Below are 19,779 nucleotides of genomic sequence, written 5' to 3'. Positions count from 1 at the left end.
TCGTTTCGCAAAACCGTACAATGCAGGTTCAAAATTCACCGCCGAGCTCGATAGGATCGAATGACTTCTCACGCCCCCAAAACGAGTCTTGAGTTTCGAGGTTCGCCACTGATCATTGGCGAAGTGCTGCTCGATCATTTCCCCGACGGACGCAGTATCCTTGGCGGGGCTCCCTTTAACGTGGCATGGAATCTGCAGGGGTTGGGCCGCAAACCGACGTTTGTTTCGTCGGTGGGCGATGATCCTGAGGGAAAACAGATCCGCGAGCGGATGGCAGATTGGGGAATGAAATTGGATGGATTGCAGACCAACCCGCAACATCAAACCGGAGCAGTGCAGGTCACGCTCGAAAATGGCCAGCCTTCATACGACATTGTTTACCCACGCGCCTACGACTTTATTGAGCCTCCGCCGTTGAGTTCAGCAACCGCAGGCATTGGGGGGCAGGGAACGGATGCAGCGTTATCGATTGACGATGAACATTCGATTTTCTATCACGGCACATTGGCGTGGCGAGCCCCTCAGACGCGTGACACGCTGAAGTATTGGATGGCAAACTCGACCGCGTCGCGGTTCGTGGATATCAATATTCGCGAGCCCTGGTTTGATCCGCAGTGGTTGCCGGAACTGCTCAGCGGTGCGGATTTCATCAAGCTGAATGATGAAGAGTTGGCAGGGATTTCGGGCATGTCGTGTTCGTCGGACGATGATGTCCGTCGCGCGGTCGAGAAAATCTCAAGTCAATATGGTAGTTCGGCGGTTTACTTTATTACCTGTGGATCTCGGGGCGCTTACGCGATCACGCATGACCGTGCGTTTTTTGCAGCGGCGCCAAAGCCGGAATCTTTGGTCGATACCGTGGGGGCGGGGGATGGATTTGCGGCCGCCACCATCGATGGCATTTTGGCTGGAATCTCTTACCAACAAGTGATTGAACGTGCGGTACGATTTGCCGCCCGTATCTGCGGTCTCCGCGGCGCCACGACCACCGATGAATCGGTTTACGAGCTCGATGAATGAGCCACTTGGCCGACCCGGTAGCAACCCATCCATCCGAGTCGCAGCCCACAAAATGCGTCAAACGCGGCCGAGGGGCTCACGCCGCTTCGTTACAAAGAAATTCCAACGACATCCCCAACAACATCATCGCCCCTTTTTATAAGTTGTTCATTTCACTCCAACGGAAACGTCAAGGTTATGCCTGAAACGAAGACTGAAGAGCCTAGCGAAACTGCGAGTTCACGATCCCGTCGACTACTCGATCGAGAGAACGGGCTTAAGATCACATTGATCAGCCTGCATGGATTGATTCGCGCTCACGAACCCGAGCTTGGATGTGACGCGGACACTGGTGGTCAAGTCATTTACGTCCTCGAACTCGCTCGCGAGCTTGCTTCGCAGCCGCAGGTTCGCGAAGTCGAGTTGTTGACGCGGCAAATTATTGACCCCAAAGTTTCGGATGATTATGCACAACTTGAAGAAGAGATCAGCGAAAATGCCAAGCTGATCCGCATCCCGTTTGGACCGCGACGCTATCTTAAGAAGGAAGCGCTTTGGCCGTACGTGGACCATTTTGTGGACCAGACTTTGGTGCATTTCCGTCGCACTGGGATTCCTGACATCATTCACGGTCACTACGCTGACGCTGGACTCGCCGGAGCTCAGTTGTCGCGATTGCTGCATGTGCCGTATATCTTCACTGGCCACTCGTTAGGGCGAGTCAAGCGGCAGCGGTTGTCGTTGAACAAAGATAACCTTGATTCACTGGATCGACGTTACAAGTTCTCGCTGCGGACCGAGGCAGAAGAGATTGCGTTGGAGACTGCGTCGATGGTCGTCACCAGCACGACACAAGAGGTTCAGCAGCAATACGAGTTGTACGATCACTACGTCCCATCGCGAATGGAGGTGATTCCACCAGGCGTCGATTTGTCTCGCTTTGCGCCCCCCGCCCCCGATTGGCCGCGGCCTGCGATCGCCGATTCGCTGGACCATTTTTTGCGAGATCCGAACAAGCCCATGATTTTGACCATGGCACGGCCGGACGAGCGTAAAAATCTAACCAAGCTGGTCGATGTGTATGGGCAAAGCGAGCAGTTGCAAAAGCTCGCCAATCTCGTGCTGATCATGGGGTCGCGTGACGACATGCTGGACCTGCCCAAGGCCCAGCGTCGCGTACTCGATAGTGTGCTGCACCGGATCGACAAACACGATCTGTATGGACGGGTAGCCTATCCCAAAACACACTCGCCAAGCGATGTTCCGGAACTGTATCGTTATGCGGCCCAGGGCAAAGGGGTGTTTATTAACCCCGCGTTGACAGAGCCATTTGGTTTGACGTTGTTAGAGGCCGGCGCGACGGGATTACCGATTGTGGCGACCAACGATGGCGGACCTCGCGATATCATTGCCAATTGCAGTAACGGATTGCTGATTGACCCGCTTGACGACGAGATGATCGAAAAAGCATTGCTGCGAACGTTAACCGAACCCGATCAATGGGAGGCTTGGTCCAAGGCGGGAATCGATGGCACACGGAAGCATTATTCGTGGAGCAATCACGCACATCGCTACCTGCGTGATTTGGACGATATTCTCGAGCATTCCTCGGTGCCCGCGCTGGTCAGCGCCCCACGGGCGCGTCGTTTGCCAGAATTTGACCGGTTGATCGTGACGGATTTGGACAATACGTTGTCCGGTGATAACGAGGCGTTAGCCGAATTTGCGGCGATGCTTGAACAAAATGACCACATTGGGTTTGCCATCGCCACCGGCCGGCGGCTCGACAGTGCGATGGAATTAATCGAGCAGCTCGGGCTGCCACGTCCTGACGTGATCGATACCGACGCTGGGACACAGTTGCATTACGGCAAAAAGTTGACTCCCGATCGCAGTTGGCGAAAGCAGATCGATTACGCCTGGAAGCCCGATGAAATTCGCAAGGTGTTGGATGAAATCCCGGGTTTATTTCGACAGGACGACTCGCATCAGTCCGAGTTCAAAATAAGCTACGAGATGGACACCAAGGTTGCGCCATCAACGATGCAGATCAAGAAACATCTGCGGTCCGCTGGATTACGTGCTAAGGTTCTGTTGTCATTGGGCATGTATCTTGACATCATCCCCGTCCGTGGCGGCAGCGAGATGACAATCCGCCATTTGATGTGGAAATGGGGCTTTTCGGCCGAGCATGTGTTGGTCGCTGGCGACAGCGGAAACGATGCCGGCATGCTGCAAGGCCGCAGTTTGGGGGTCGTCGTGGCCAATTACAGTCCTGAATTGAATCGACTTCGCAACCATCCTCGAATTTATTTTGCCGAACACTCGCACGCGCGAGGCATCATCGAAGGCATCGAGTATTACAACTTTTTAGAGAATATCGTAATTCCCAATGATCAGATCGAATCCTAAAGGAATCCGCAACGGCAGCATCGTGTCGCACGCCAGCGGACTCTCTTACGAAGCCGATCTCTCGTTACGACGCTTGTCACCTCGGTTGCAAGCGTTTTGGGATAGCCGGGATGCCGATGAAGAACTGCGTCACGAATTCGGACTGCGGCTGGTCGACAATTGGGATGAACTCTTTGCGCTGTTATTTCAGCTGTATGGCACGCGGTACGACTTTTTCTACCATCTCGAACAGATTCTGATCACGGCGGCAACCGCATGGTTGGATCGTCCTGAGGAGCTGCGCGATTTAGATCGCCACCGCATCAACGAACCCGATTGGTTTGACTCGGAAAAAATCGTAGGGGGGGCGTTGTATGTCGATTTGTTTAGCGAGAATCTTGGCAAGCTCGCCGATTCGATTGACTATTTCAAAGAGCTCGGACTGACTTACCTGCACCTGATGCCGTTGTTCGCGGTTCGCCCCGGCGATAACGACGGCGGGTACGCGATCAGCAATTACCGCAGCGTCGATCCGCGGCTAGGCACCATTGATGACTTGCGTAACTTGGCGACCGAGCTTCGCAAGGCTGGCATTGTCTTGGTGCTGGACTTTGTGTTCAACCATACCTCGGATGACCACGATTGGGCCAAGCATGCGCAGTCAGGCGATCCAGAGTATCAAAACTTTTATTACATCTTTCCTGATCGCACGCTGCCGGACCAATACGAGCGGACGCTTCGCGAAATCTTTCCCACCGTTCGTCGTGGTAATTTTACCTGGCACGATGGGATGCAAAGTTGGGTGTGGACCACGTTCAACAGTTTCCAGTGGGATTTGAACTACAGCAATCCGTCGGTGTTCCGCGCGATGCTGGAGGAAATGTTCTTTATCTCGAGCACTGGTATCGACATTTTGCGACTCGACGCCGTGGCGTTTGTTTGGAAACAGATGGGCACCAGTTGTGAGAATCTTCCCGAAGCTCACACGCTGATTCAAGCCTTCAGCCGGCTCGCCCGCATTGCCACCCCCAGTTTGTTGTTCAAATCCGAAGCGATTGTGCATCCCGATGACGTGGTGAAATACATCAGTCCCGAAGAGTGCCAAATTTCATACAACCCCACGCTGATGGCGTTGTTGTGGGAATCGCTCGCCACGCACGAAACCCGTTTGTTGACGCGATCGTTGAGCCATCGCCACAAATTGCCCAAGCATACCGCATGGGTCAACTATCTGCGTTGTCACGACGACATCGGGTGGACGTTTGACGACGCCGATGCCGCGGCTTTGGGGATCAATGCCTACGATCATCGTCAATTTTTGAACCAATTTTACACCGGCCAATTTAAAGGCTCATTCGCCCGCGGCGTTCCCTTTCAAGAGAACCTCGAGACGGGCGATATGCGAATCGCTGGCACGCTCGCCTCGTTAGCGGGGCTCGAGCATGCGATCGAAGAAGGCGATGAGAACGAAAAAGAGATGTCGATTCGCCGGATGCTGTTGTTGCAAGGGATCACGCTCAGCATCGGTGGTATCCCGCTGCTGTATTTGGGCGAAGAATGGGGGATGTTGAACGATTACGATTTCGTCAAAGACCCCGCCAAGGCCGGCGATACTCGTTGGGTACATCGCCCCCGAATGCAGTGGGAATTCTTGCACGAATTGAATGACACGATTGCTTCGGGCAGCGGTTCGATTCGCAAACGCATCTTTCGATCATTGCAGAAATTGATTGCGACGCGAAAGGCGTTGCCCGCGTTGGCGGGGCAGCAAATGGAATTGGTGGCGACCGGCAACGTTCATCTGCTTAGCTTTATTCGCATCAACGAGAGTTATCGATTGATCGTGATCGCGAACTTCACCGATCAACCTCAGTCGGTCGACGGCAATCGGTTGCGAACCGTCGGGCTCGGACGCTTCTTCAAAGACGCGTTGACTGATCGTGAATTCGGAACCAGCGAGGATATCGTGTTGGATGCTTATGAAACTTTGTGGTTGATGCGAGTGTAAAACGAAAATGGATTTGAAAGTACTGGCAACCGACTTGGACGGCACCTTCATTCCGCTGGATGATCACGACGATAATCGACGCGATCTCAGCGAAGTCCAGCGGTTTTTGAGTGAGCACGCGATGGAGTTGCTGTTCGTCACCGGACGGCATTTTGCATCGGTCCAAGACGCCATTGCCGAGCACGCTTTGCCGTCCCCCGAGTGGATCATTTGTGACGTTGGAACGACGATCATGCGCCGCGTCGATACGAAGGCTCAAGTCGAGTCGGGATCATTGCCCGGCGAATCGATGCAGCGGGTCCAAGCGTATCACGACGATTTGGCAGCGATTGTTGGTCCGATCGCGACGACGGATTTGATCAAAGAGTTTTCTGGGATCGCGGGGACGCGGGTTCAAGAGCCCGAGAAGCAGGGGCCGTTCAAACTCAGTTATTATGCTGATGCGTCGCATTTGGAATCGATCGTCGACGGGTTTCAGCGGAAATTGGAACAAATCTCGGCGCCCTATTCGATCATCGCGAGTGTTGATCCCTTTAATGGTGACGGATTGATCGATCTATTGCCGCGGGGGGTTTCGAAAGCTTACGCACTGCGTTGGTGGGCCGAACACATGACACTGCGTCCCGAGGCGATCGTATTCGCCGGAGATTCCGGTAACGATTTGGCCGCGTTGACGGCCGGATACCGAGCGATTGTGGTTCACAACGCATCGGACGAATTGAAGCAAAATGTCAGCGAGGCACATCGGCTTGCCAACACCGCCGACTACGTCTTTCTCGCCAATCAAAAAGCGACCAGCGGCGTGATGGAAGGTTTAAAGCACCACGTCACAAGCGTTCGTTAATCCCCGTCCGTCGTGACGAAAGTCGCGAAGACGATTCGGCAGTCCTCTTATCCCACTTCGGTGATGCGGTGGGTTGGGACGGGACGGCCGGGGCGGAACGCTTGCGTTTGACGTACTTCCGTTTTTGCACCGTGGTGTTCACACGCTTGCTCGACAGCCGATTCGACCAATGTTTGTAATTGTGCCGGATCAATAGCCACTCGCGCGTTAACGACCAATTCCGCAGCCTTCGTTTTGTGTTCCGAAGGGAGCGATAGTTCTGCACTCGTATCACTGCTGACCAGATTCGCGACGGCGTGGGCGCCGTCGGATAATCCGATCGCCTTGAGATGTGCCGTTTCTGCAGTCGCGTTGGCCAGTGACGTTTGCAGCCGATTGACAATGTCGAGCACCAGAGCGTCCAAGTCAAACTCAACCTCGGCCGTCGCCGTCAAACTCATGTTTAACCAGCCGAGTTCTGCTTCGCCTTCGGCGTACACGTCATAGTCCATCTCCAAGATACGACGGCCAAACTCGCCGCGTTGATCCAATAACTCTAAGAACGCGTCAAATCCGTCACCCGTCTTTGCGGATATTCGCAGCAGCGGGACGTTCGGCGCCTCGCTCGCCACCAACCGCGTCAGCTCCTCGAGTTCCTGCTCGGACAGCTCATCGGCCCGATTGAGCAAGACAAAATCGGCTTCTTCCAATTGCTTTTTAAAGATGTATGCCGCTTTGGGAGAGAAACCCGCTTTCGGATCCCCCTTTAAAATCCGCCGTCCATGGCTCGGTTTTAGAATCACTCCGTACGGCGCCACATCAAAACGATCACCAAACAATTGCATCAGCGGCCGCACAACTGTGGCAACAAGGTCGGTACAGCTGCCGACCGGTTCGGCCAAGATCACATCAGGCTTATCGTCACATTGCAGTTGATCGGTCGCGTGGGTTAGCTCGTTGAAATTACAGCAGAAACACGCCCCGGCGACTTCACCGACCTGGAATCCTTGGCTTCGCAGCGTATGGGTATCGACCAAATCGGTAGCCTGATCGTTCGTCACAATGCCGACTTTCAAGCCTTGCTGTTGATAAGCACGCGCGAGCCGTGCGATCGTCGTCGTCTTTCCCGCACCGAGAAAACCGCCAACCATAATGAACCGAATCGATGACATCGTATTGCTCGTAAAGGGGAAGTCTGAGGAGAGGCAAAGAAAAAAGCGATAAGCAGTGGGTGTGTGTGTGTCGGCCGCAGCGGCACCCCAGCGAAGTGGGCACCTTGTTTCGATCGGGCGAATGATCGTGCCAACGGTGACGTTAGTGACGGAAATCATCGCGGGGCCGAGGAGGCGTTGATACGGTCCGATCCCCAACATCGATCCGGCGTTCGGCGAGAAATTTTGGAACGAGAATCAGACACAACTCCGATCGATGGCGTCACGTCGCGAGCCTGCAATGACGGGGGCAGCAACGAGTATAACACCGCTTTGTCATCGCGTTGTGCCACAGTCAAACTGCTGACATGTTGGTCTGTTTCCCCTCTTTTCCGCTTCTCCTCTTGCCGTTTGTTCGGATGACCCCCCAATTAGACATGAGCGTAAACCGAAGTCAACCAGCCTGAGCAGCGGGCTTTCGCGGTTAGCATTGACACGTCGTCTTTCCGTCTCGATTGCGGTCGTTCGTCCCCGTGTACGTGAATTCGGTCGCGTTGTACGATTGAGGAAACCCGCCGCATTGCCAATAATCCAATCCGCCAATGTGTTCGTCGAACGCGGCAGCGGAATGATTCGCGCGACTTGTATTGATCGCGGTGCGATCAACGACGTTCTCTCACAACCCCTTTCACGCTGTGGTCGCCAATCCGTTGTTAAAGCATCTCTATTTAACTGGCTACCGGGGTACGGGAAAAACATCCGTGGCGATGCGAATGGCCGACGCTCTTGATTGTGCTGTGGTCGATTTGGACGTCCGAATTCAAAGTCATGCGGGGTGCAGTATTCGCGATCTCTTCGCCGACTCGGGCGAACAAGGCTTTCGAGATCTCGAATCCGAGATGTTGAATATCGTCGCGGCGGAGCCGCCATCGATCGTGGCTCTCGGCGGCGGTGCGATTTTGCGAGAGTCCAACCGCCAAACGATTCGATTGAGCGGTCATTGCATTTGGCTGGTCGCGACGGCGGAAACGCTCGCGGCGCGAATCGCGGGTGACGCGGGGACTGCCGCGAATCGGCCAGCCCTGACCCAGCTCGGCCAACTCGATGAGATTCGTGAATTGCTGACACTCCGCGAGCCGCTGTACAGTGAAGCGGCCGATGTGCAGATCAATACTTCGGGTAAAACGCTTGATCAGGTCAGTGCTGAAGCATTGACGCTTTGTCGCGAAAACCGTTGGTGCTAATGCAACGGGTGATATTGTCCCCGCATCCATGGTTTTGCTGTAGAATACCCTGCGTACTCCGTCGCCGTTTGGTTTTCGTGATCGAATCGTAATACGAGCCACCGGGAATCTAGCAAGTGACCTTCGCAAGCGAAGCGTTTGCTTGGTTTTGGCGCGGACCTCCAAATTTGCACGTCCACGAGCTGCTCGGCCCCAGGAGTCTTGGTTTTCATGTTTTCGCGTCATCAGTGGACGATCGTCGTATTGTTTTTGGCGCTCGGTGTTTTTACAGCGAACACGTTCGACAGCTGGGTAACACTCGCCGTCATAGCGGTCTTTGCGTTGGCAGCGGCGTGGATACAGCGATTGTTGGAACAGCAATATCGCACATCGGACGGTTCATTGAGACGTTCTTGGTGGCGATCACGTCCCTTCGCTTTCTTCACAGGACTGCTCTGCCTGACGACGATTTTTGTGGCTCACGCGGTGCCTTATTTGAGCATGAAATCGATCAACCCCTTTGGGATGGGGGCCGATCTGTTATCCCATACCGCATTGGCATGGATTGCCTACTTGTGGGTGATGCGGCGTGCGGATGGACATGGCTTGATGTTGGTGTTGGGATTGATCATCGTCTTGCTGAGTGTGGCGGCGGGGGGAGTGAGTAAAAGTAACGCGGGGCAAACCACCATCGCGTTCTGCATCTGCCTGGGGTACGCGATTGCGTCACAGAGCATTCTGGGGCGGGGGGCGTTCTGGAAAGCCTCGGGGTTATCACAATTGGGTTCCGCAACAACGTTGCGTCGAGTCTCGAGTTCGGATGGAACGGAAACACCGGTCAGTGGCAATCCTAACCGCACCGGAACGGTACTTTCCGCGTTGACGTTGTCGGCGATGGTGATTGTGACCGGTGCGATTGCGCAAACCACAAACTCGACTTTGCCGCGAGTGCAATCGACGATCCAGTCCACGTTAAAGAGTTCGCTTGATAGCACGTTTAGCAACATTTCGGTCTCAGGAACTCGCTATGTCTACGGATCGACGATTGGATCGATCCGTCACGGCAAAACGGCCAGCCCCGATGAAGTCGCTCTGTGTGTTTTCTCAACCGATTCGCCCGGCTATTTGCGAGGCAACGCGTTTGACTACTACGAAAACCGTCAATGGCACGTTGCCACCCCGCAAGTGGTCGAAGAATTTGCCTACCAGACCTCGCTAATGAACCGCACCGTGACTGCATCGGGGCCGGGCACAACCGCACTGAAAAGTAGTCGTGCATCCCAGCTGCATCGATTCGACTTGACTTCGCAAACGAGCGAAGTTGCCAGTACCGAACCGGTGCGAACGATCGAAGTGCGAAACATTCCCTTCAAAGGAACCACGGTATTCATGCCGCTGGGCAGCCGATGGGTCGAAGCACACAGTGGTAGCTTGGTGGTGACCCACCATGGATTGATCGACCATGGCGTGGATGTTACCAGCCCTTACGTTATCGCGACTGCGACCGAACCGCCCGAAGACGAGTTGGATCTGATCCGATTGCAGTTGTTGACACATGTCCCGAACCGCTTGAACCGGATTCTAAGACCGCTGGCCTACGAAATTTGTGGCAATGAAGTGGACGTGCGAAAGAAGGCTGACAAAGTGGTCCAGTTCTTTCTCAACAATTTCGATTACTCGTTAAACCCGACAGTACCACCGAATCGAGCGGATCCGCTGCTCTACTTTTTCGAGAAACGGCATGCGGCACACTGCGAATACTTTGCTTCGGGGACGGTCGCATTGTTACGTTCTCAGGGAATTCCAGCACGTTATGTGACCGGATATGTCGTCGACGAACTGGAACCGAACAAGAAGTTTTGGGTCGCTCGCAATCGTGACGCCCACGCTTGGGCCGAAGCTTACGATGCAAAAAGCCGTACATGGTTCCCCGTCGAATCGACGCCTGGACATCGTTATTCGACGCTCACCGTCGACCCAACCGATGACCAATCGCAGAGCCCGTCATGGTCACCGCAACTCGACGACGAAACGCTTACCGATTCGGTTGTCTCGTCGATCAACGCGTTCATCGTTGCGATTCGCGCGAACAATCCGGTGCTGGCAATTTTCCGCGTCATGCAAGCGCCGATGTTTCTGGTCTTGTCCGTCATGGTTTGGCGGCGATCACGTCGGATCCAACTGAATTTCGCCGATCCGGAAGACCGTAGGAGCCACAAGATGCTGAGAAAAATGGACCGCCGCATGAAACGATTGTCGTTGACCCGCGCGGCCCATGAAACGATGCACCAGTTCGCCGATCGTATTGAAACGCTTGATCTTAGTAGTGGTAAACTTAAGCGTGAGTCGGTTGCGGTGACCGCGGAATGGTACCGCGAGTTCGCACAGGCTCGTTATCAAGGAAAAACGCCCAGCCCTGTGCCAAAGATGTAGCGTGAGCTTGGCGAGGGAACGAGGCGGAAGACAAACACGGTGAATTCATTTCCGCAACCTATCCAACGAAAAAACGCGGCGGACCGCTTGGTCCGCCGCGTTTCTTATTTGTCTGCAGGCATGCCGCGTTATCGTGTCAAAGAGCTTGCAGGCATGGTCGCACTTGCCGGCAACACGCCATCTTCGGTTGGCGGCGTCGCCATTTTTAGTTCGACCGAAGGCGTCGATGATTTCTCGGCCAACATCGAATTGCGGAACGCTTGCACCGGTGCTTCTTTGGTCTGTGCCGGAGTGCGTGAGGAACGCCGCTGGATCGTCGTGGTGGTTAACCCCGAAGTTCGTGTGTTGATCGAAGCTGCGGCGTCACGGTACTCTTGGTATTGAGTCGACAATTTTCGCTCAGCTTTCGCAAGCGTCACTTCCGGTGACTCTTTCCCAGGCAGCATCACAGTCGCAGGAACGCCTTGAACTGTCACCCCTTCTTGGGTGCGGAACGATGCCACAAGCGAAATTCGCCGAGCTTCGCCACCCACCGCATCCCATGGCACCCAAATGCTATAGGATGCCCCGAGATCGCATTGGCTGAAATGGCGAGTAAACTGCTCGGGCGTAAATTCAAACCGCTTCGTCGCCTTGTCACTTGTCTCCGCGTTTTCATCAAATCCATGAATCACAAGCGTACCATCGACAGGCACGGCGTGTGATTTTTCATTGTAGAAGAAAATACGTCCCCCGAACCCACGCGTTGGAGTTCGGTTGGTTTGCACCAATGTGTCCGGAGTCCAAGTCGCCGCCATTTTGACAGGATTGGGGTAGGGCTCTGGGACTTCATCTTTCTTCTTGGCCCAAGGCATTTTCTCGGCGAGTGATCCGCCTGGTTTTTTGACGCGTTTACCATCGGGGCCGACGGTGATACAACCGACCAGCGAACAAAGCATTGCCACGGCAAGCGATTTGACTGCTATGTGGCATAGCAAACGGTCATGAGATCGCTGTCGGACCACTCTGGCACTGGATGCGTTTTCTAAATAGGTCATTATCGAATCCATGTTTGCGGGGAAATGCTGGGAATCGCTTGCACCGGTTGGGCAGCAGGTTGAACTTCCGCGGCCGTGGGAACGACCGCTCCTAATCGCTGAGGGCGATCGCTTGACGCGGCAGCGTAGTCGATCGTTTTGCCAGCGTTTGCGTTCTGCATCCAGCTGACTTGGTTCGCACTCGATTCGGTTCCCGCTTGAGTGTAGGGATTCATTGCCGGTCCGCTAATCGGCGGGCGACTGTTCCCTGGCTGATTGGGCACATCGATATTCGGCGGCGATTGCCACTGGACTTCCCCTTCATTGCCGCTCTGTGTCAACGGTTGACCTGGACGAGGTTGACCGATTCCTTGCGGTGCGGCAGCGTTGGGTAATCCCTTTGGCTGCACTCGATTGCTTCGCGTTTGCGGAACGCCTCGCGGCATTGCATGCTCGGGCACCGTCGATGACTCGTAGATCACTGGCGAATCGTTGAGCGAAGAACCCGAGTCGATCATGGTCGGTTGATCCGAAATGATGACCGATGATGAATTCACACCCGCCGGAGGGCAATATTCTTCGCCGTTCATCAGTTCGCCTTGATGGAACTGGTCCACGGTAGGTTGCAAGTCGGGATAGATCGTGCCACCGGTTGCGGGGCCCCACAATCCATAACCGCCACTCAAGCCAACGTCACCGTGCATTTCAACCACGTCGGCCAGACACCAGCTCATACGGCTCGACTCGGTTGCTTTGACGTAATCCAAGTCCTCTTCGCCGGTAACCAACATCGGAGTCATGATCACGAGCATCTCCGAACGACGTTCAAACTCTTGGTCGTACTTAAAGAAGTAGCCCAACAACGGGATATCGGCGAGGTAAGGAACCCGGCGGCTAAAGTTGCTACGGGTTTTCTGGATCAAACCACCAAAGATCACCGTTTGGCCACTGTAGGCAGCAACGGTTGATTGTGCGGTGGTGACCAAAATGTCCTGGATCAACACCGATCCGTCGCCCGTAGGAACCTGGGTTCCGTTGGAAGCGTCACGGTCCGAGCGTGTGGCGTCAATGTCCATGATGATCAAACCATCCGCACCCACCCGAGGCCGAACTTGCATGATCAAACCAACTTGCAATGGTTCGGTGACAACTTGGTTTCCGGAGATCCCATTTTGGATGACTCCCGTCACTTGTGCGATCGTACGTCCGACCTGAACAAGTGCTTCGGTATTGTCCATCGTCATGACCTGAGGACGGCTGAGAATCTGCAGACGTCGTGCGTCTTGCAGTGTTCGCAACAGCAAACTGACCGACTCACTTGCCGCACTCAGTACGAAACCACCGTAGTTGAGATTGCCGTTGGTGGTACCGACACCGAAGCTGGTCAAACCACGCCCGGCCAAACTCTCTTTGCCAAACGAGCTGAGGTTCGGAGTCCCGTTGCCGTTGTAGTTGAATCCTGGTGTTGACACTGGAAACGCATTCGAAGCGGTGCCACGGTCAAACATCAGCGAGTCCTGCAAACCAATCTCGCCACCCACTTCGAAGATGTCGTCCAAGCTGACCTCGGCAAGCAAGACCTTGATCAGCACCATGGGGGGGCGTCGGTCAAGTTTGTCGATCAAACCACGTACGTCTTCATACAATCGCGGCGAAACACTCAGCAGCAGACTGTTGGTAACCGGTTCGGACACCACGACTAAGTCGCGATCGGGCAGGTCATAGGGACCAAGTCCGCCCTGTTGGAACTGTTGGATCGTATTGACGCCTTGCGAGCGTTGCTGAACGTATTGCTGGATCGCTGCGGCGACCGTGTCGCTGGCTTGATGACGCAGCCAAATGACTTCGGTGATGCGTTCGGAGAATCCGGCACCGTCGAGTCGCAGCAAGATGCTCTCGACGACTTCGAGGTCTTCGGCCGAACCGCTGGCGATGATGCTGTTGGTTCGCAGGTCGGTGCTGAATCGCAATGGCACAAGCGAACTGTCGCTGCCGGCGGTCGTTGCGGGCAGTCCACCAAGATTGCCCGCACCGATGCTGGTGCCGCTGGTCGCTGCGTCGTCACCAAAGAGTTGCGTCAACGCGGTCGTCAATTGAACGGCGTCACCATTTTCGATTGTGAACACTTTGACGAGCGAATCGATGCCCGGTGCTTTGTCAAGTTGGCGAATCAACTCGCCGATCAACGGCATGCTGGCTGCCGGAGCTCGTACGACAATCGAGTTTGCCCCAGGATCGGCGGTGATCACGGCACCTGCAAGGATGCCCGAATCGAGGATTTGATTTCCGTCACCGTCCACGGCAACCATCGATAACGAAGTCGACGGCGTGGTCACGTTGGAATCGCCTCCGGATTCGCTCTCGCCATTGATCGCCGATTGGATTACCGGAGCCAAGTCTTCGGCCACCGCATTGGTCAGCGGGAAGATTTTGATTTCGCTTTGCGCCGAGACTTGTTGCACGTCAAGATCGTTGATCAGTCGAGTCACCTCTTCCATGTCGCGAGGTGCCCCGCTGACGATCAACGAATTGGTGCGGTAATCAGCCAGCACGCGAACCCGAGGTCCGATGCCGGGACGGAGATCGTCGCTTCCGCCCGGTCGGTCGACAAAGAAGCTGCGAATGGTTTCTTCGGCGTCGGAAGCCGAAGCGTGTTGCAAACGAAAGATTCGCAATCGGCTGGTCTCGTCGACGGGAATGTCTACTTTGGCAATCAAATCACGGACGCCGTTGATCGCTTCGGCGCGACCAATCAGCAGCAGCGAGTTCGGTGAATCAAGTGCGGTGATACTGACTTCGCCTTGACGAGCGGAAAGCACATCGTCGTACAGTTGCTTCAGCAGTGTTGCGACGGCGTTGCTATCGGCATGCCGCAAATTGACCACTTCGATATCGGGGCGAGTCAAGTCGCTCTGTTTTTCGATTTCCTTGATGACTTCCATCACCCGTTCGACGTCGCGTTTTGCTCCGCGGATAATGATCGTGCCGAGCTCGGGAACGAATTGAATTTGGGTGTCGCCAATGACACCCGATCCGCCTTGTTCGTCGGAATCGGTGTCGGTGTCTTGGGGAGCCGCATTCACAGCTGGGGCAGCGGGGGTGGCGGCAGCGTCTTGTTGAAAGACCGCGTTTTGGAAGGCATTTTCCGCGGTGATCGGTTTCACACGGCGAGCATCCAATTCGCCCAGCAGGCGGATCGCACGCTGGATCGGTGCGGGTTCCGCGTTTTCAAGCCGCATCAACTCGGTGATTTTGGATTGATCGTGTGACGGAGCGTCCAACGTGTTGATGACTTTCTGCCACCCTTTTTGATTTTGTTGGGCAGCCATCACGGTCACCATGTTACGACGTCGATCGACCTCGACCGTGGTGCCTTGCAGCGGTGCCGCGCTGAGCTGAAACGATGCGCGTTCGCCGTTGCGAGTCGTTGTGATTGGCAGCGGAAGCCCTGCGAGTCGCTTCAAGTCGTCTTCGAATTCACGCCAAGTTACGTTTTTGAGCTGAACATGCACCGGGCCCGTCGCCGAAGCTTGCTGGACCGCCTCGGAATTCATTAGCGATTGAACATCCGCAGCAATTTTGCGTTGCGCGGATTCGGGGGCCATCACCACCAATTGATTGTTCTTCGCATCGGGTGAAATTTGCACCCCCGGCACGTCGCGATAGATCAAGCTAAGCTTGGTCGCGATCGAGCGTGACTGGGCCGCAGGAACCGAAAGTTTGCGAAGTGCGGGGCCTGATGCATCTTGGGCGTTTACAAAATTGGTACATGGTACCAACGTAAATCCAAGAGTCAGGGTGCTGAGGATCCATCGCCGCATTTGCGACCACCTTTACTGTTGATCGAGAGACGTACTCCATGAACGAACCTACGTGCGCTCTAGCCCGTTCAATAGGAATCATCGGATCAACCGGAACAATCGCTACAGTCAAAATTTCCCGTAATCCTTGACATCGCTGGAAATGAAGAGAATGCGAAATGGAAGAGCCGCTTCGCCCAATACGGGAACGCATTTTCTGTAGCTACCTTCGCCAGAAGGTGGTGTTTCGCATTTGTGCGGCAACCATCCACGCTCTGGCGAGCGTAGTGTGCAAAACGCAAATCGTGTAAATTGCCGCGTCTAAACGCTTCACATCGTTAGGCGAAATGGCCCCCAAAAAAAACGCACGGGACACTTGAAACCGTGATTGAGCGGTTTCCTGCGTCCCGTGCGTCTTTTTCGTTAACGGTTGCGTATTGCGATGTTCGCTCGGGGGGGAATGCCGAGTCGATTTTGACTTGCCACGTCGATTTAGCCTTGCAGATTCAGCCCACCGGAAATCGGAGTGTCGGTCGAAATCGGAGCGGCAGTTGTGCCTGCAGCGGACGCGGCAGGCATTTTTGCTAGCGTCTCGTTGGCACAGACCATTCGCCACGTATCCGCTTCGATCTCTAGGATCTCACGCAACTCGTCGACCGCATCGGCATCGCTGTTTTGTTCGGCTAGCAGCAGGTGTTTGGCGAGAAAAACGTATAGGTCCGCCACCTGATTGCACACCCCTTCTTTGCTGGTGACGCCCGACAATAATTCGGTGATCAAATCGAATAGTTTCAGCGAGTATTCGTTGTTGCCCTTCTTTTCCGGTTGCGTCCGCCATGCATTGGCGAGCACGCGAGCGACCTCGACCGAGCGCTCTAGGATCATCAATCGCAAACGAGCCGGCGTCGCATGTTGGATGCTCGATTCAAGATAGCCATCGGTCGAACGCCGCGATTGTTTGTAACCGCTAGGTTGGTAATTCGATGCGGCATGCGAAGGGGAATAAGACATGCGTTACCTGCCTCCTTGCAGGAATGATTAATTCAGGAGAGAAAGAATAGGGAGATTACGTAGGAATCGTAATTCGCTCAATTTGTGACAAATACGAAGAGTTGCCTTGGATTTTACCGATCGCTTCTTCGGTCGCGTAAAACTGTTTCAATAACCGCTCGCGTTCATTGTCGAGTCGTTCGTTTAGGGCCTCGATTCGCGAGTTATTTTGCGTGATCTGTGTCCCCAATGTCTCGGTACGCCCGATCAATAGACTGTTCGAGACCCCCGCAATTCGATCCGCGACCGAATCGAGCCGGTCCGAAAGCCCGGTTTCCGAAGTGGTGAAGAACGCCTCGACCGCTGCGGAGTCTTCGCTCATCGCGTCACCAAATTTCTCAGCGTCAAATTCGAGTTGCCCTTCGCCATTGAATCGAATTCCGACACTGCCAAGCGACTTTAAATCGCCCGCCTGAGTGATCGTCCCCGACAGCAGTCGGCTGTACGAATCGCGGATCCGGTTGGCTTCGCTCGATCCAAACAGCAACCCAACCTCGTTAGCCTCGGCGTTGAAATACGTCAGCGAATCGAGTTTTTCAATCAGTTTGTTGTATTGATCGACAAAGGTCTTGGTCGCATTGGAAACCACGGTGGGATCGTCCTTGACCGAAATCGTGATTGGATCGGTCGACAATTCCTTTAGTGTCAAACTGATACCGGTGGCAGAGTCGGTGACATCATCATCGGCCGGTCCCACCAAGGCGGAAACCGATTGTCCTGCGATCGTTTGCGTGGTGGCTTCACCCGCGATGCCCAAATCCGAGGCGGATCGCCCGTTACCAACATCTTCGATCGTCAGTGTTTCGCTGCCGCCGGCGGTATCGACGACGGAAATACCAGTCCCATCGGCGTTAATCGATGCGGTGACGCCGATCCCCAGATCGTTGATCGCAGCGGTCAATTGACCGACGGTGGTGATTCCTTCGACTCGCAAATTCACGGCACTCGTTTTTCCACGACTGTCGGTGATTTTGAAACTTCCGAGCGAAATTCCCTTGCCCCCTTTCAGCGAAGCAAGCGGAGTCGATCCGTTGATTTGACTCGATTGTTCACCGTCGGTCCCGAGGTCAAATACGCCATCACTTGAACTGACATACCGCTCGGTCCCCCCGTCGGTTGAAACGGCGATCAACGCATCCGCTCCACGTGATTCCGTTCGTAAGTCGAGACTAAAACCGGTGGTATTGATCGCAAGTTTTCCGGCCTCGCCACCGCGTTGACTGCGAATCCGCAGCGAGAAGGATCCATCGTCGTTCGTCTGAATCGATGCGGTGCCGTAGCGGCCATCGGCGTTGATTTTGCTGACGAATGATTCGAGCGTATCGTCGGCGGTCACTTCGATCACATCGGCGCTGGTGCCGACGATGGCCGATTTGGTTTGTCCGCCAATCGTTTGATTCGTCGCCGTTCCGGCGATGTTCAAATCCGACGCTGTCGTCGAGGTCCCGCTATTGGCAATCGTTAATTTGCCGCTGCCACCTGCGTTATCGACGATCGATATCCCGTCGCCGTTTTCGCTGATCGATGCGGTGACATTAGCCGACAATGCATTGATTTTGTCGATCAATTCACCGACATTTTTTGCCCCGGCGGTTTTCAGATTGATTGCGCCAAGGACACCCTTGCTGTCTTTAATCGTGAAACTTCCGATATTGACCCCGAGACCTCCATTGAGGTCTTCGAGCAGCGTGTCACGCGTGACGTTTTGCCGATTTAGGTTTCCGCCAACGACAATGTCATCGGTCGTCGATGCGGTCAGCCCGAGCTGCGAGGCGGTATCGTCGGCGGCGTCGATTGTGAAGTTGCCAGTGCCCCCCGAGACGTCACGCACCTGGAAACCGTTTCGTGCGTCATTCAGTCGTACGGTTAACTTTAACCCCGACGCGGAAATCGCATCGATCACCTCGCTGGTCGTGGTTGCTGACGACAAGTCGATGCTGGCCGAGGAACCGTCCGAAAGCGTGATATCCAGATTGGTTAGCGGGCCGACGCCGCTGCCGCCAGCCAATTCACTCAGTGCGGCGCCGCGAACCGATTCCGTCCCATCAGGAAGATCCAGCTCGAGCCCCGTCACGGTACTGCTCGCAACATCGACACCCCAAATGCCCAGGTCTGCGGCGGTTTCGGCGTCGCCGAGTTGCTCGACAATCAAATTGCTGGCGGTCGAGCCCGTGTTGTCGATTAATTGCAGCGAATTGCCCGACGTGGTCGCTCGCACGTTGATATCGGCGTCGTTGATCAGCGAAATCACATCGTCCATGTCTCGCGCACTGGAAAAATCGATCTCTGCCGATTTCCCCGAACGGTCGGTGATCCGCACGACGCCCGCTTCCACGCCGCGGCCATTATTTAAACTCGAAAGCGCCACCGAATCATCGATCAGTTTTTCGCCATGATTGATACTGATTTGGCCCGTAAAGCCCAATGCGGTATCGGAAGCACTGAATCGCTGTAGAGACGTGGTGTTATGAGTCGACGCCGTTTGCAGTGTCCGCACCACATGGGTACCAACCTGGGCTGCACTTCCGCTTTTGACCGACAACGCATCGCTGTTGGACGACGTTGAGGTCTTGCTTTTAAACAGCGTTGAACTCGACAACCGATTCCCGGCAAGCTGGACGCCAATCACGGACGCCGTCAGCTCGGCAATCGCCGCTTGTTTATTTGCCAGCAATTCGGTGCTGGCGACCAAACGGTCACGCGGCTGGGCACTGATGGCAATCAATTGATCGACCGTACCGACGATATCGGTTCCGGTGATCAGTCCGACGGAGGATTGAATTCGCCCCATGAGTGTTTTGCAACGTTAGTAATAGGAGTGCAGCGTTGCGAAAAGCCGCAACCTGCGTCTTGGACGGTCGAGAAGGGCCAACATGGGCACCTGT

11 protein-coding genes are annotated in these 19,779 nt (G+C 54.8%); 6 read left to right on the top strand and 5 right to left on the bottom strand.

The window, feature by feature from the left end; genetic code table 11:
• The first annotated feature begins 60 nt into the window (after window positions 1–60).
• The 4 genes from ABX962_RS08405 to ABX962_RS08390 all read left to right on the top strand — a co-directional run bounded on the left by ABX962_RS08405 (window position 61) and on the right by ABX962_RS08390 (window position 6,242).
• A complete protein-coding gene (locus ABX962_RS08405) occupies window positions 61–1,020 on the top strand; it encodes a PfkB family carbohydrate kinase (RefSeq protein ID WP_372718405.1) in 960 nt (319 codons plus the stop codon).
• Window positions 1,021–1,197: 177 nt separating this feature from the next.
• Window positions 1,198–3,411 carry an HAD-IIB family hydrolase gene (locus tag ABX962_RS08400; RefSeq protein ID WP_372718404.1) on the top strand — a complete coding sequence of 738 codons (2,214 nt, stop codon included), beginning with the start codon at window positions 1,198–1,200 and terminating at the stop codon, window positions 3,409–3,411.
• The gene (locus ABX962_RS08395; RefSeq protein ID WP_372718402.1) at window positions 3,392–5,398 is read left to right on the top strand and encodes an amylosucrase; all 2,007 of its coding nucleotides are present in this window, start codon (window positions 3,392–3,394) and stop codon (window positions 5,396–5,398) included. The genes ABX962_RS08400 and ABX962_RS08395 overlap by 20 nt, the downstream gene beginning before the upstream one ends.
• Before the next feature lie 7 nt (window positions 5,399–5,405).
• Entirely contained in the window at window positions 5,406–6,242 is an 837-nt protein-coding gene (locus ABX962_RS08390; RefSeq protein WP_372718400.1) for an HAD-IIB family hydrolase, read from the top strand.
• A gap of 47 nt (window positions 6,243–6,289) precedes the next feature.
• Here ABX962_RS08390 and ABX962_RS08385 read toward each other — a convergent pair whose 3' ends face one another.
• Window positions 6,290–7,393 (bottom strand): GTP-binding protein, encoded by a 1,104-nt coding sequence (locus ABX962_RS08385; RefSeq protein WP_372718398.1) that lies wholly within the window; start codon window positions 7,391–7,393, stop codon window positions 6,290–6,292.
• A 635-nt stretch (window positions 7,394–8,028) separates the two neighbouring features.
• Between ABX962_RS08385 and ABX962_RS08380 the strand changes: the two genes are divergently transcribed.
• Window positions 8,029–8,616 (top strand): shikimate kinase, encoded by a 588-nt coding sequence (locus ABX962_RS08380; protein ID WP_372718396.1) that lies wholly within the window; start codon window positions 8,029–8,031, stop codon window positions 8,614–8,616.
• 210 nt (window positions 8,617–8,826) lie between these two features.
• Window positions 8,827–11,028, top strand: coding sequence for a transglutaminase family protein (locus tag ABX962_RS08375; protein WP_372718394.1), 2,202 nt, complete (start codon window positions 8,827–8,829; stop codon window positions 11,026–11,028).
• A gap of 128 nt (window positions 11,029–11,156) precedes the next feature.
• Here ABX962_RS08375 and ABX962_RS08370 read toward each other — a convergent pair whose 3' ends face one another.
• The 4 genes from ABX962_RS08370 to fliD all read right to left on the bottom strand — a co-directional run bounded on the left by ABX962_RS08370 (window position 11,157) and on the right by fliD (window position 19,685).
• Window positions 11,157–12,065, bottom strand: coding sequence for a hypothetical protein (locus tag ABX962_RS08370; RefSeq protein ID WP_372718392.1), 909 nt, complete (start codon window positions 12,063–12,065; stop codon window positions 11,157–11,159).
• Complete coding sequence (locus ABX962_RS08365; protein WP_372718390.1) at window positions 12,065–15,865, bottom strand: secretin N-terminal domain-containing protein; 3,801 nt, start codon at window positions 15,863–15,865, stop codon at window positions 12,065–12,067. Before ABX962_RS08365 ends, ABX962_RS08370 begins: the two co-directional genes overlap by 1 nt.
• A gap of 471 nt (window positions 15,866–16,336) precedes the next feature.
• Window positions 16,337–16,855: a flagellar export chaperone FliS gene (gene fliS / locus ABX962_RS08360; RefSeq protein WP_372718388.1), complete on the bottom strand. Its 519-nt coding sequence runs from the start codon at window positions 16,853–16,855 to the stop codon at window positions 16,337–16,339.
• A 55-nt stretch (window positions 16,856–16,910) separates the two neighbouring features.
• A complete protein-coding gene (fliD, locus tag ABX962_RS08355; protein WP_372718386.1) occupies window positions 16,911–19,685 on the bottom strand; it encodes a flagellar filament capping protein FliD in 2,775 nt (924 codons plus the stop codon).
• Window positions 19,686–19,779 lie beyond the last annotated feature (94 nt).

The sequence above is a fragment of the Novipirellula sp. genome (assembly GCF_041583735.1).
GTDB lineage: Bacteria > Planctomycetota > Planctomycetia > Pirellulales > Pirellulaceae > Novipirellula.
This window is presented reverse-complemented; position numbering and strand designations above follow the sequence as displayed.